12 protein-coding genes are annotated in these 13,695 nt (G+C 65.0%); 9 read left to right on the top strand and 3 right to left on the bottom strand.

Annotation, left to right across the window (positions count from 1 at the left end; translation table 11 throughout):
• Positions 1-71: 71 nt before the first annotated feature.
• Positions 72-1,280 (bottom strand): beta-ketoacyl-ACP synthase I, encoded by a 1,209-nt coding sequence (fabB, locus tag B2527_RS03130; protein WP_293706084.1) that lies wholly within the window; start codon positions 1,278-1,280, stop codon positions 72-74.
• A complete protein-coding gene (gene fabA / locus B2527_RS03125) occupies positions 1,280-1,795 on the bottom strand; it encodes a 3-hydroxyacyl-[acyl-carrier-protein] dehydratase FabA (RefSeq protein WP_293706083.1) in 516 nt (171 codons plus the stop codon). The genes fabB and fabA overlap by 1 nt, the downstream gene beginning before the upstream one ends.
• Positions 1,796-2,004: 209 nt before the next feature.
• Here fabA and dinB point away from each other — a divergent pair, with 209 nt between their 5' ends.
• The 9 genes from dinB (at position 2,005) to B2527_RS03080 (ending at position 11,925) form a co-directional block, all read left to right on the top strand.
• A complete protein-coding gene (gene dinB / locus B2527_RS03120) occupies positions 2,005-3,084 on the top strand; it encodes a DNA polymerase IV (protein WP_293706082.1) in 1,080 nt (359 codons plus the stop codon).
• Between the two features lie 88 nt (positions 3,085-3,172).
• Complete coding sequence (gph, locus tag B2527_RS03115; RefSeq protein WP_293706081.1) at positions 3,173-3,820, top strand: phosphoglycolate phosphatase; 648 nt, start codon at positions 3,173-3,175, stop codon at positions 3,818-3,820.
• A 347-nt stretch (positions 3,821-4,167) separates the two neighbouring features.
• Positions 4,168-6,384, top strand: coding sequence for a TonB-dependent siderophore receptor (locus B2527_RS03110; RefSeq protein WP_293706139.1), 2,217 nt, complete (start codon positions 4,168-4,170; stop codon positions 6,382-6,384).
• 25 nt (positions 6,385-6,409) lie between these two features.
• The gene (locus B2527_RS03105; protein ID WP_293706080.1) at positions 6,410-7,381 is read left to right on the top strand and encodes an alpha/beta hydrolase; all 972 of its coding nucleotides are present in this window, start codon (positions 6,410-6,412) and stop codon (positions 7,379-7,381) included.
• Between the two features lie 147 nt (positions 7,382-7,528).
• A complete protein-coding gene (locus B2527_RS03100) occupies positions 7,529-8,215 on the top strand; it encodes a hypothetical protein (RefSeq protein ID WP_293706079.1) in 687 nt (228 codons plus the stop codon).
• Positions 8,216-8,221: 6 nt separating this feature from the next.
• Positions 8,222-8,929 (top strand): YncE family protein, encoded by a 708-nt coding sequence (locus B2527_RS03095; protein WP_293706078.1) that lies wholly within the window; start codon positions 8,222-8,224, stop codon positions 8,927-8,929.
• A 139-nt stretch (positions 8,930-9,068) separates the two neighbouring features.
• A complete protein-coding gene (locus B2527_RS03090) occupies positions 9,069-10,121 on the top strand; it encodes a heme/hemin ABC transporter substrate-binding protein (protein ID WP_293706077.1) in 1,053 nt (350 codons plus the stop codon).
• Positions 10,118-11,158 (top strand): FecCD family ABC transporter permease, encoded by a 1,041-nt coding sequence (locus tag B2527_RS03085; protein WP_414716980.1) that lies wholly within the window; start codon positions 10,118-10,120, stop codon positions 11,156-11,158. The genes B2527_RS03090 and B2527_RS03085 overlap by 4 nt, the downstream gene beginning before the upstream one ends.
• A complete protein-coding gene (locus B2527_RS03080; RefSeq protein WP_293706075.1) occupies positions 11,155-11,925 on the top strand; it encodes a heme ABC transporter ATP-binding protein in 771 nt (256 codons plus the stop codon). Before B2527_RS03085 ends, B2527_RS03080 begins: the two co-directional genes overlap by 4 nt.
• A 195-nt stretch (positions 11,926-12,120) precedes the next feature.
• Here B2527_RS03080 and B2527_RS03075 read toward each other — a convergent pair.
• A partial coding sequence (locus B2527_RS03075) for a TonB-dependent receptor domain-containing protein (RefSeq protein WP_293706074.1) occupies positions 12,121-13,695 on the bottom strand: 1,575 nt, incomplete at its 5' end.

Raw genomic sequence — 13,695 nt, 5'->3', positions numbered from 1 at the left:
CAAAGCCAACACCAAAGCCAACACACAAAAAACAGCCGCTTTCGCGGCTGTTTTTTCAGATCAATCCGCCATCAAACCCGGCCGAAGATCAACGTCGCATTGGTGCCGCCAAAACCGAAGCTGTTGGACATCACCGTGTCCAACTTCGCATCCTGGGTCTTGCGCAGGATCGGGAAGCCTTCCACGCGCTCGTCCAGGGTTTCGATATTGGCCGAGCCGGCCATGAAGCCATCGCGCATCATCAGCAGGCAGTAGATCGCCTCGTGCACGCTGGCGGCGCCCAGGGAGTGGCCCGACAGCGCCTTGGTCGAGGACAGCGGCGGAACCGCATCGCCAAACACCTCGCGCACTGCGCCCAGCTCGGTCACGTCACCCAGCGGGGTGGAGGTGCCGTGGGTGTTCAGATAGTCGATCGGACGGTCCAGGCCTTCCATCGCCATCTTCATGCAGCGCACCGCGCCTTCGCCGGACGGGGCAACCATGTCGGCACCGTCGGAAGTCACGCCGTAGCCAACCAGCTCGGCATAGATACGGGCACCACGGGCCACAGCGTGGTCGTAGTCTTCCAGCACCAGCATGCCGGCGCCGCCTGCGATGACGAAGCCGTCGCGATTGGCGTCGTACGGACGCGATGCCGTGCTCGGGGTTTCGTTGAAGCTGGTGGACAGCGCGCCCATGGCGTCAAACATCACGCTCATCGACCAGTGCAGGTCTTCACCGCCGCCAGCAAACATCACGTCCTGGGCGCCGTGGCGGATCAGGTCGGCGGCAGCGCCGATGCAATGGGCCGAGGTGGCGCAGGCGGCCGACAGCGAATAGCTCAGGCCCTTGATGCTGAACGCGGTGGCCAGGTTGGCCGACACGGTCGAGCACATCGTGCGCGGCACCATGTAAGGGCCGACCTTGCGCACACCGCGGTTGCGCAGCAGATCGGCGGCTTCCACCTGCCATTCGCTGGAACCACCACCGGAGCCGGCGATCAGGCCGGTGCGCACGTTGCTGACCGCAGCCTCGTCCAGGCCGGCATCGGCGATGGCATCGCGCATGGCCACATAGCTGTAGGCCGCCGCATCGCTCATGAAGCGCTTGAGCTTGCGGTCCACCTGCGCGTCCAGGTCGATCTCGACCTTGCCGCCGATCTGGCTGCGCAGGCCGGCTTCGGCGTGATCTGGCAGGGCGACGATGCCGGGGCGGCTGTCACGCAGGGCGCTGGAGACGGTATCCAGATCGTTGCCAAGGCAGGACGTGATGCCCATGCCGGTAATGACGACACGACGCATCAGAAGCTCTCGGTAGAAGTGAACAGACCTACGCGCAGGTCCTTGGCGGTATAGATCTCGCGGCCATCAACCAGCATGCGGGCGTCGGTCTGGGCCATCACCAGCTTGCGGTTGATCACGCGCGAAACATCGATTTCGTACTGCACCAGCTTGGCGCTGGGCAGCACCTGGCCGGTGAACTTGACCTCGCCACAGCCCAGCGCACGGCCGCGGCCTTCGGCGCCCAGCCAGGTCAGGTAGAAGCCGGTCAGCTGCCACATGGCATCCAGGCCCAGGCAACCGGGCATCACCGGGTCGCCGATGAAGTGGCAGCCGAAGAACCACAGGTCAGGACGGATATCCAGCTCGGCCCGGATCATGCCCTTGCCGTGTGCGCCACCGTCCTCGCGGATCTCGGTGATGCGGTCGAACATCAGCATCGGGTCATTGGGGAGACGGCCTTTGTTGGGGCCGAAAAGTTCACCACGCGCGCTGGCCAGCAGCTGGTCACGCGAGAACGTATGCAGACGGGTCATCCAGGGGATCCAAAGCCAGGAGCGAGTCGCCGAGGATGCGACAGCAATCCGGTTCAATCAAATGTTTTAACTGGACGGACCCGTATGTTAGCCGCAGTTAGACGCCGTTCGGTGGCTTTTTGGAGGTGTTTTGAGTTGCACAATTGTAAGGACAAGTGTGCATTTAGCGACAACAGCTATCATGTTGGCGACCTTTCAGGACTGTTGCCTTGAGCCACCCACGCAAGATCATCCATGTCGACATGGACGCCTTCTATGCGTCCGTGGAGCAGCGTGATGACCCCGGTTTGCGCGGACGGCCGGTGGTGGTGGCTTGGCGGGGGGCGCGTTCGGTGGTTTGCGCGGCTTCCTACGAGGCGCGGGTGTTCGGGGTGCGCTCGGCGATGCCGGCACTGCGCGCCGAGCGGCTGTGCCCGGACGCGGTATTCGTGCCGCCGGACTTTGCCCGCTACAAGGCGGTGTCGCGGCAGATCCGGGAGATCTTCCTGCAGCACACGCCGCTGGTGGAGCCGCTGTCACTGGACGAGGCCTACCTGGACGTCACTGAATCGCCGAGCTGCGGTGGCATTGCCACCGACATCGCCCGCCTGATCCGCACCCAGATCCGCGAAACAACCTCCCTGACCGCCTCGGCGGGTATCGCACCCAACAAGTTCCTGGCCAAGATCGCCTCGGACTGGCGCAAGCCCGATGGCCAGTTCGTGGTGCCGCCTTCGCGGGTGGAGCAGTTCCTGACGCCATTGCCGGTCAAGCGGGTTCCGGGCGTGGGCAAGGTGATGGAGGGCAAGCTGGCAGCGTTGGGCATTGTCACCGTTGGCGACCTGCGCGCGCTGCCGCTGGAGCAGTTGGAGGCCTTGTTCGGCAGCTTCGGCGGCGGCCTGTACCGGCGCGCGCGCGGCATCGACGAGCGGCCGGTGGAGCCCGACCAGCCGGTGCAGTCGATCTCGTCGGAGGATACCTTTGCCGAGGACCTGCCCCTGGGGCAGTTTGACGAGGTGATCACCCAGTTGGCGGAACGGACCTGGCGAGCCACCGGGCGTACCGAGCGGATTGGCCACACCGTGGTGCTGAAATTGAAGACGGCACAGTTCCGCATCCTCACCCGCAGCTTCACCCCGGATTCGCCACCCACCTCGGTGGAGGAACTGCGCGATATCGCGCTGGCGCTGTGCCAGCGCGTGCAGTTGCCGGACAGTACGCTTTACCGGCTGGTGGGGGTGGGCCTGTCCGGTTTTCGCGATCGCGAGGACGTGGTGCTGCAGGGTGATCTTTTCCGCGATATCCCGTAGCAGCGGCGCAAGCTGCTACGCAGAAGCATTGTTTTTTGCACAGCCGCGCGCCGCTACAATCAAGTGCTCTCGCAAACGGAGCAATGCATTGGCAACCTCGGCTGTGGTTTTCGATCTGGATGGCACGCTGGTGGATAGCGCCCCTGATATCGCCGAAGCGGTCAATCGCACGATGGAAGACCTGGGCCTGCCACGGGTGAGCGAAGCCACGGTGCGTAGTTGGATAGGCGAGGGCGTGCGCAACCTGGTGACCACGGCACTACGTGATGCCGGTAGCGATCGCCGCCTGGAAGATGTCATGCCGGGTTTCATGCGCCACTACCACGACTGCCTGCTGCGCAGCCCGGTGCTCTATGACGGTGTGGAGCAGACGTTGCAGGCCTTGCAGGCGCGCGGCCTGCCGATGGCCATCTGCACCAACAAGCCGGCTGCCCTGGTACCGCCATTGCTGCAGCACCTGGGGATTGGCGGCTATTTCGCGCACATCATCGGCGGGGATTCGCTGCCGCAGCGCAAGCCTGCCGCGGAACCGTTGTTGCATGTGGCCACGTTGTTGCAGCAGCCGGTGGCGGCCTGCCTGATGGTGGGTGATTCGGCGACGGATCTGGGCGCGGCCAACAATGCCGGCATGCCGATTGTGTTGGTACGTTATGGCTATCCGCGCGATCTGGACCTGGATGCGGCCAATGCAGTGGCGGTGATCGACACGCTGCCTGAGCTGATCGGCGTGCTGTAACGCAGGGCGGTGGTAGTGCCGAGCCATGCTCGGCAGGGGCTTTCCCGGTCAAAGCCAACAGCACCCCTCCCCAACCCTCCCCTTGGCTACGCCAAAGGGAGGGAACGTGTAGTGCCGAGCCATGCTCGGCAGGTGCTTTCCCGGCAAAAGACAAGCGCGCCACCGACTTATCGTCACTAGTTATTAATAATCATTCGCATTTGATGTAGACTAAGCCCACTCGCAGCACGTTTGGCGTTTGATCCCCGGCGCTGCACTCAGATCCTTCGTTCCTCAAGCCATTCGCCAGAGGTTCGTCCCCCAACTGTCGAGAGGCTTCCCCCATGTCCCGTCGTTCGTCGTCGCGGTTGTCCGCGCGTGTCTTGCTGTCCCGTAATCCCCTTTCCGCCGCGTTGGCATTGAGCGCCTTGCTCGCTGGCCCGGCGTTGGCCGAAGGCGCACCAGCGGCCACCGACATCGACACCGTGCACGTCACCGCCGAACAGATTGCCAAGCAGGCGCTGGGCAGCTCGGTGATCACTGCGGTCGATCTGGAACGTCTGCCGCCGGCGAACGATCTGTCCGAGGTGATCCGGCGCATGCCCGGCATCAACCTGACCGGCAATACCGCGTCCGGGTCCTACGGTAATTTCCGCCAGATCGATATCCGTGGCATGGGCCCGGAAAACACCTTGATCCTGATCGATGGCCGTCCGGTGAGCTCGCGCGATTCGGTGCGCATGGGCCGCAGCGGTGAACGCAACAGCCGCGGCGACAGCAACTGGGTACCGGCCGAAGCGGTGGAACGCATCGAAGTACTGCGTGGCCCCGCTGCTGCACGTTATGGTTCTGGCGCTTCCGGTGGCGTGGTCAACATCATCACCAAGAAGCCGACCGGCGACCTGACCGGCTCGTTGACGCTTTACGGCAGCCAGGCCGAGCACAGCGATGAAGGCGACAGCGAGCGCGTTGGCTTCCAGCTGTCCGGCCCGCTGAGCGAGCAGCTCTCGTTCCGTCTGTTCGGCAATGTCAACAAGACCGACGCCGATTCGCTGTACCTCAATGAAGACTTCGCCACCGGCGTGACCCCGCCGGCCGGCCGCGAAGGCGTACGCAATCGCGATATCAGTGGCCTGCTGCGCTACGACATCAACGACAACCATGTGCTGGAGCTGGATGCCAGCGTCAGCCGCCAGGGCAATATCTATTCCGGCGAACGCGGTGTAAGCGGTGACGGCTTCGAGCGTTTGAATGCGCTTTACGGTGCCGAGACCAATGTGATGTTGCGCCGTTCGTTCGGCCTGACCCATCGCGGCAGCTACGACTGGGGCACTTCGCGCATCACCGCCGCCTACGACGATACCGACAACACCCGCTTGAACGAAGGCCTGGCCGGTGGCCCGGAAGGCTCGATCACCGAAGGCGCGAGCTTCTCCACGTCCGAACTGACCTCCGCCCGCGTCGACGGCGAGATCAACGTGCCGCTGAACTGGGGCGGTATCGAGCAGGTGGCGACGCTGGGCTTCGAGTATCGCGACATGAAGCTGGATGACCCGTACTCGGTGACCCAGAGTTCCAGCAGCGGTGGCGGCATTCCGGGTTATGACGGTGTGCGTACCGGCAAGAGCGACCAGCAGTTCGCGGCGGTGTTCGTCGAGGACAACCTGTACATCGGTGAGCGTTGGACGCTGACCCCGGGCCTGCGCTTCGATCACCACTCGCAGTTCGGCAACAACCTCAGCCCCAGCCTCAACGTGCAGTTCAAGCTGGCTGAAGACTGGGCAATCAAGGGCGGCATCGCGCGTGCCTTCAAGGCGCCGAACCTGTACCAGGCCAACCCGGATTACCTCTACTACACGCGCGGCAATGGTTGCCCGGTGCTGAGCCCCAACCAGGGCTCCGGCTGCTACGTGATGGGTAACGCCAATCTTGATCCGGAAACCAGCATCAACAAGGAAATCGGCATCGAGTGGGCGCCGGACAACGGCTGGCATGCCTCGGTCACCTATTTCCACAACGACTACAAGGACAAGATCGTTGCCGGCCAGAACCGCATCGGCATCACCAATGACACCAAGGGGCAGGTGTTCCAGTGGACCAATGCACCGGAAGCCATCATCCGCGGCGTCGAAGGCAACCTGAAGGTGCCGCTGATCGGCGGTGGTGATGTGCTGTCGTGGAATACCAATGTCACTTGGATGATCGAGAACGTCGACAAGACCACCGACCAGCCGCTGTCCATCATCCCCGAGTACACCGTCAACACCTTCCTGGATTGGCAGGTCAATGCGCAGTTGTCGTTCATGCTGACCGGTACGTTCTATGGCAAGCAGGAATCGGCGACGCAGGCCAGCACCACCGGTGCGGCATTGCCGCCGGATACGCGTGCGGCCTATGACCTGTGGAGCCTGGGTGGCCAGTACCGGATCACGCCCAAGGTGCGCGTCGGTGGTGGTATCAACAACCTGTTCGACAAGCGTCTGTTCCGTGAAGGCACCACCAGCACCAGCGCCACCGGTGCGGGTGCTGCCACTTACAACGAGCCCGGCCGCAGTTACTGGGTGAACCTGACCGTCGGCTTCTGATCCAGGCACAGCGATGAAAACGCACATGCGCACCCGATTCCACTCACTGCTCGCCGTGGCCTCGCTGTTGTTGCTCGGCGTAGTCGCGCCGATGGCCGCGGCCCAGCAGCGTAATCCGGCGCAGCTGATCGGCCAGACGGTTGCCGATACCGGCTCGGCGCACTACCGCTTCGAACGCTTCGTGGTACGCAGTGATGATGGCCAGCGCACCTGGCGGGTCACTCTGGGCATCCCTGCCGGCACAGCGCCGGCAGCGGGTTTCCCGGCGCTGTGGATGCTGGATGGCAATGGCGCGTTGATGGAATTCGACGCGCCATTGCTGGAGGAACTGGCGCAAAAGCAGCCGACGGTGCTGGTGTTCGTCGGCTACGACAACCAGCAGCGTATCGATTCGCCTGCGCGTACCCGCGACTACACGCCGACAGCCGACCAGCCCGAAGACGGTGGCGCGGCGGTTGGCGGTGGCGCCAATGCGTTCCTGGAAGTGATCGAGCGGCGCATCCGCCCGCAGTTGGGGCAGCACGTAGCCACCGATGCCAACAAGCAGGCATTGTGGGGGCATTCGCTCGGCGGGCTGTTCGTGCTGCATACGCTGTATACGCGTAGCGGTGCATTCCAGACCTATGTGCCGGCCAGCCCATCGTTGTGGTGGCAGCAGGGCGCGATGCTGGGCGCTCCTGAGCGCCAGTTCATCGGCAACAACGCCGGTCATCCGGCGCGGGTGCTGATGATGCTCGGTAGCGGTGAACGTGATCGTGATACCAGCAACCGCGACATGAGCAATCCTCGTGTGCTGGCACATCTGAAGCGCGTTTCCGGTGCACCGTCCGATGCCGCCGAGCAGCTGTCTGCACGCCTGCGCCAGGTGCCGGGGCTGGATGTCGAGTACCACCAGTTCGATGGCCTCGGCCATGGCCCGATGTTCCGTGCCTCGCTGATGCGTGCACTGCATGAAATCACCGGTGTGCGTGATCGCAGCGCGGAGCCGCGCTCCTGATCCGCCTGCTCCTTATCTGCCTGCTCCTAATCTGACTTCCCAGTCCGGGCCTCCAGGCCCGGCATTCCATTACCCAGGCAGCGTCACCGCCCAGGCAGAAACCCACGATGCGCGCGACGTCGCGCAGCACCCAAGAGGTAATGCCCGATGGCAAACGTTCGTTCCACTACTGCTTCCACCACCGCCCGCGCAGCGCGCCCGCACCTGCTCGGCCTGGCCCTGTTGCTGGCTACCGGCGCTGCTGGTGCGCAGGTATTCGCGCAGCCTGACACCGCCTTCAATGGCAGCGTGCGTGCCACTGCGCCGGTGGTGTTGCCGGGCAGCGAAACCGGTATTGAGGGCAATGGCTTCACCCCGGGCCAGAAGGTGACCTTGCTGCGCGGTGAGACCGTGCTGAACGCACAGCCTTATGTCGCCAACGGCGAAGGCAAGTTCAGCGGCACGCTGGCGATCCCGGCCGATGCTGTCGCCGGCCCGCAGCCCATCGTGGTGCGTGCGGCTGCGCCGGACGCTGCAGCGGTGTTCTCGCTGAAGGTTTCGCGCGAAGTGCCGCTTTCCGGTCAGGAGCGCATCCAGGCCGCCAGCAACCGCCTGGTGCAGGGTTTGTATCAGGTCGCCTACAGCCCGGCCAGCAAGGCCGCTTTCGTGACCAGCGCCGTCGGCCGCCCGCCGGTGAAGCAGTCCGAGCTGCTCAAGGTGGACCCGGAATCGCTGCAGATCATCGCCCGAGTATCGCCGCAGGCGGCACCGGGCAATGACGGCAACCTGTTTGCTGTGTACGGCGTGGGCGTGGATGACGCCAACGGCAATGTGTGGGTGACCAACACCCGCTAGGACACGGTGGCGGTCTACCGTCAGTCCGACCTGTCACTGGTCAAGCAGTACCCGGTCGGCGCGGTGTCGCATGCGCGTGACGTGGTGGTCGATGCACAGCGCAACCGTGCCTATGTCTCGGCCACGGGCGCCGACTACATCAGCGTGTTCGACACCCGCACGCTGCAGCAGCTGGACAACATCACCATTGCCTCCGGCAAACGTGGCGAGGCCTTCACTCCGGGCAGCCTGGACATCGATACGGCTACCGGCAAGGTCTACACCGTCAGCCTGGCCGCCGCCGAGGCGGCGATCATCGACGGCGCCAGCGGCAAGGTGGAGAAGGTGTTCCCGCTGCCCGGCGCGCGTGACGCGATCGGCGTTGCATGGAACCCGGTCGCCAAGCGCCTGCTGGTGGTGTCGCAGGGCAGCGACAACCTGCTGATCGTTGACCCGGCCACGGCCAAGGTCGAGCACGACGTCTACGTTGGCGCCGGCTCCTTGAACGTGTCCTACAGCCCGAGCACGCGCCTGGCCTATGTCAGCAACCGCGCTGCCGGCACCGTCACGGTGGTCGATGAAGACGGCAACATCGTTGCCAACCTCGACGGCGGCACCTACCCGAACCACGTCAGCAAGGGCCCCGATGCGGTGATGTTCGCGATCAACAAGTCCAAGGGCGCCGATGACGCCAAGGGCGATCGCATCACCCGCCTGCTGCCTGTGCAGCGCTGAGTGATCCGCCGCGCCCTGGGCGCGGCAAGGCGGTCAACGCGCGGGAGATGCCGGCAACGGCATCTCCCGCACTGCCATCAAAATCTGGCTGGCTCGCAGCTCCAATGCGCCGGCCAATCTGGTAACCGAGGATGTATTGATGAAAGCCACCCCCCTTGTTCCGACTGGCCTGGGCCTGCTGCTGGCCGCGCTTGTTGCCGGTTGTGATCGCAGCCCAGCACCACCGCAGGCTGCAGCCGAAGCACCCGCAGTTGCAGCGCCTGCTACCGATGCCGCTGATGCGAGCGTCTTGCCGGCCGGCTGGAAGCGTGTGGCCGGGCAGGATGTGCCGCAAGTCGCTGCAGCAGCACCGCAGTTGCCGGCCAAGCTGCGCTCGGACGATGGCGTGGACGTTGAAGTGAGCGACATCAGTCGCATCGTCACGGGTGGCGATGATGTGATCGCGGTGATCGAAGCGCTGGGCCTGGCCGACAAGGTCTTTGCCGCGCCGGAACGCTCGGCGACCGCTGCAGGCCGGGCTGCGCCCAAGCACTTCCTGTTCAACCGCACCACCGGCGTGGAAGGCGTGCTGAGCCTGGACGGAACCCTGTTCCTCGGCAACAGCCTGCGCCGCCACGCGGTGCTGGCCGAACGCCTGCGCGCGACCGGTCATGCCGCGGTGGTGATCGATGACCTGCAGCCGCCGGCGGACAAGGTGCGCAAGGTGGCTGCTGCTTTGGGTCTGGCCACGCAGGGTGAGGAACTCGCGACACAGGTGCAGGCACAGCTCGATCAGGCCGCAGCCATCGCCAAGGACAATGCGAAGCGCCCGCGGGTGATCGTGTTGTCGGCCAGCGGCGCTGGTGGCCTGCCGACCGTGGCCGGCGCTGACAGCGCCGCCAACCAGCTGATCACCATTGCTGGTGGCATCAACATCGGTGAAGAAGCCGGTGTGGCCAACTACTCCCAGCTCAGCAATGAAGGCGTTGTTGCGGCAGCGCCAGACGTGATCCTGGTAACCGAAAACGATCTGCGCCTGTTCGGCGGTGAAGCCGGCCTGTGGAAGGCCTATCCGACCCTGAAGCACACGCCCGCTGGCGCGGCCAACCGTGTCTGGGTGATGCCTGATGTCGAACTCAAATCCACCAGCGTGGGTTCTGGTGCCGGTGCACTGGCCTTGGCCCAGGCCCTGACGGAGTTGTCGCGCGGATGATGTCGGCGCAGGTCCGGCGGCCAAGCGGCGCGCTGTTGCTCTGTCTGTTGCTGGCGGTGTTGCTGGGGGCGGTGCTGTTGTCGTTCGGTACCGGTCCGTTGAAGCTGCCTGCGGCCGACGTACTGCGCGCGATGGCGGCGCAGTTCGGCTTGGCGGATCCGCAATCAATCAGTGCCCGCGACATGGGCGTGGTGTGGCAGCTGCGCATTCCACGCGCGCTGCTGGGCGCGCTGGTTGGTGCGTCGCTGGCAATGGCCGGTGTCGCGCTGCAAGGCCTGTTTGGCAACCCGCTGGCGGATCCCGGCATCGTCGGCGTCAGCCACGGCGCGGCGCTGGGTGCGGTGGCGGCCATCGTGCTTGGTGCGGGTGCATTCGCTGTGTGGCTGATTCCACTGGCGGCCTTCATTGGCGGTGCCGGCGCGACGACCTTGATCTATCTGCTGGCGCGGCCGGGGCGCCGTGAGGGCACCGCGACGTTGCTGCTGGTCGGCATTGCGATTGGTGCGGGCTGCTCGGCGGCGGTCGGCTTCCTGACCTACATCGCCAGCGAGAGCGAGCTGCAGTCGCTGGTGTTCTGGCAGATGGGCTCGTTGGCGCAGGCCAGTTGGAGCGATGTGGCTGCGGTCACGCCGGTATTCGTGATTGGCCTGCTGGCGTTGCTGCGGCTGGCCACGCCCTTGGACATGCTTGCGCTCGGTGAGCGCCAGGCACGCCATATCGGCCTGGATGTCGCGCGCACGCGCTTGTTGCTGGTGGCGTTCAGTGCGCTGCTGGTGGGGGCAGCGGTGGCGTTTGCCGGCAGCGTCAGCTTCGTCGGCCTGGTGGTGCCGCATCTGGTGCGGATGCTGGTTGGCCCCGGGCATCGCTGGCTGCTGCCTTTGTCGGGTGTGGTCGGCGCGCTGTTGATCGTGGTGGCCGATACCGCCGCGCGCACGCTTGATCCCCCGTCGGAAATCCCGCTCGGCCTGTTCTCCGCGGCGTTGGGCGCGCCGTTCTTCCTGTGGCTGGTGCTGCGCAAGCGCGGGGGAAGGGCATGAGCACGCCATTGCTGGAATTAGGCGGGGTCAGCGTGCTGCGTGGCGGTCGCCAAGTGTTGGCGGGTGTTGATCTAGCGTTGCAGCCTGGCACGCTGACCGCCTTGGTTGGGCCCAATGGCGCTGGCAAGTCGACCTTGTTGGCGCTGCTCGCCGGTGATGCCGAACCGGACGCTGGGAAGGCAACGCTGCATGGCCGCGCACTGGCCGATTGGCCGGTACGCGAGCTTGCCCTGCAGCGCGCAGTGATGGCGCAGGATCATGCCGTGCACTTTGCCTTCAGCGTGCGCGAGGTGGTGGCGATGGGTCGCCTGCCACATCCGCCACAACCACGACAGGATGCGGAGATCGTCGAGGCTGCATTGGCAGAAGTCGATGTCGTCGCCTTGGCTGGGCGCGATGTGCAGACGCTGTCCGGTGGCGAAGCCGCACGGACCTCGCTTGCCCGTGCCTTGGCGCAACAGACGCCGGTGCTGCTGCTGGATGAACCAACCGCCGCACTCGATCTTCGCCATCAGGAGCGCACCTTGCGCAGCGCCCGCGAACTCGCGGCGCAGGGCCGTTGCGTGGTGGTGGTATTGCACGACCTCAACCTGGCATCAGCCTATGCCGATCGCATCGTGATGCTATGCGACGGGCGCATTGCCGCGGATGGTCCGCCGCGCGAAGTGCTGACCCGCGAGATCATCGGCAAGGTCTACGGCCAGCCGGTGCAGGTGATCGAGCATCCAACGCGCGGGGTGCCGCTGGTGGTTGCCTGCGATGATTGAATGCAGCATGTTCACGCTTCAATCAGAGTAGCTACCGCGCGGCGGTGTATGACGTGCGCGGTCCCACCTTCAGTGTGTTCATGAAGCTCCAAGGTCCGACGCAGACTGCAAACAGAACAGGGCCGACGGGATCACCGCCGGCCCTGCATGTTTTCACGCTGCTGGAAACCGCAGCAGTGCTGCGGCTTCGCTGGCTCAGTTGGCCTTGCTGTTGTAACGCAGGGTCAGCTGGTACTCGCGGCCCGGCTGGTTGTACCAGGCAACGGTTTCGTACTCGCGGTCGAACACGTTGGCGGCCTTGGCCTGCAGGCTCCATGCGTCGTTGATGGCGTATTCAACGCGCACATCCATGGTGCCGTAGCCGGCCAGGCGCACGCTGTTGGCAGCGTTGTCGAAGCGATGGCCACTGCCGGCAGCGGTCACGCCCAGACGCAGCGGGCCGAAGCTCTTGTCCACGTCCAGACGACCGCTGGTACGCGCGCGACGGGCCAGCAGGTTGTCGTAGGTGGCAGCGCCGGAGGTGTGGTCGCGCGGGTCGGTGAAGCTGGCCTGGGCGTTGATGTCGAAACCGGCCAGCGACAGGTAGCCGGTCAGCTCGGCACCGCGGATGCGGGCTTCGGCGACGTTGACCAGGTCGAAGTTACTGTCATAGCCGATCAGCTGGTCGACGCGGGTTTCGTAGGCATTGAAGGTCCAGTTCCAGTTGTCGGCGTACTGCGCGATGCCGAGGTTCAGGCTCTTGGATTCTTCCGGCTTCAGGTTCGGGTTGCTGAAGCCCGGGTAGTACAGGTCGTTGAAGGTCGGTGCCTTGAAGCCGGTGCCGGCGCTGGCGGTCAGGCGGAAGCCATTGCCGAAGGCAAAGCCATAACCCAGGCTGCCGGTGGTGTGGTTGCCGAACTGCTCGTTGTCGTCGTTGCGCACGCTGGCCTGCAGCGCGTGCGCGCCGAACTGGCCCTGGTACTCGGCAAACACGCCGAGGTTGTCGCGTTGGTCGATGTCGAAGGCGGTGGAGCTGGTGACCTTGTCGTTCTGCCAATCGGCACCGGCGGTGATCTGCTGGCCTTCGGCGAAGCTGAAATCGCCCTGCACGCTGGCGGTGTCGCGGCGTGTATCGAAGGCGCTGGCGAAGCTGCGGGTGCCGGTGCTGGCATCCGCAAAGTAGTTGTCGGCCTGGTCGCGGTTGCGGCCAACCTGTGCGCTCAGGCGGAAGCTGTCCGATGCAGCCCAGGCGAGCTTTGCACCGTAGACCTGCTGGCGGTTGTCGGCTTCGTTGCCGCCGAAGATGCTGCCGTCGTATTCGTTGAAGCTGTCGGCGTTGAGTACATGGCCTTCCAGGCTCAGCGTGTCGGTCAGGGCATAGCCACCGCGCACGTTGATGGAGGTGTTGCGGTAGCCATCGCGGTCCGGCTCATCGGCGAAGCAGCCGGCGCCCCAGCCAGCGGCGGTGCCGCGGCAGGCGTTGATGCCGTCGGTCTTCTGGTAACCGCCCTGGGCCGAGATCCAGCCGCGCTCACCGCGGTTGCTGAAGCCGGCGCTGACCTGGCGCAGGTTGTTGCTGCCGGCGGTGATCGCCAGGTTCTGCTGCAGGCCCTGGCCGGCGTTGCGGGTGAAGATCTGGATCACGCCGCCGATGGCCTCGGAGCCGTACAGGCTCGAACGCGGGCCGCGCACGATTTCAATGCGCTCGATCTGGTCAACCGGCAGGTCCTGCAGGGCGGCCATGCCGCTGGTGGCCGAGGCCACGCGCACGCCGTCCACCAGCACCAGCAC

The sequence above is a fragment of the Stenotrophomonas sp. UBA7606 genome, assembly GCF_002477705.1.
Lineage (GTDB): Bacteria > Pseudomonadota > Gammaproteobacteria > Xanthomonadales > Xanthomonadaceae > Stenotrophomonas.
This window is presented reverse-complemented; position numbering and strand designations above follow the sequence as displayed.